The 487-nt window shown below is 33.1% G+C and carries 1 protein-coding gene; it reads left to right on the forward strand.

The features are described 5' to 3' along the window. On the forward strand, positions 1 to 487 hold a 487-nt coding region (locus FUA24_RS07665; RefSeq protein ID WP_246146985.1), incomplete at both ends, for an alanine--tRNA ligase-related protein.

Consider the following 487-nt stretch of genomic DNA (forward strand, 5'->3'; position numbering starts at 1 on the left):
ATCGTTTTTAAGAACTTTAGAGCAAGGTTTAATTCTTTTAAATAGAATTGTTGAAGAAACAAAAGGCCATACGGTTTCAGGTGAAAAGGCTTTCGAATTATATGATACTTATGGTTTTCCAATAGATTTAACATCGTTAATTTTAGGTGAAAACGGCTATAAGTTAGATGAAGCTGGTTTTAATAAAGAACTTCAAAAACAAAAAGACAGATCGCGTGCGGCAAGTGAAATGAGTACAGATGATTGGACGGTTTTAATTAATGATGCCGACCAAGAGTTTATTGGCTATGATGCTTTAGAAGCCAACGTAAAAATAACACGATACAGAAAAGTAACCTCAAAAAAAGAAGGTGATATGTATCAATTAGTATTCAATTTAACACCATTTTATGCTGAAGGCGGTGGGCAAGTAGGTGATAAAGGCTATTTAGAAGATGTAAACGGCGATGTGGTTTATATTTTAGATACCAAAAAAGAAAACAACGTA

This window comes from Seonamhaeicola marinus, assembly GCF_008085455.1.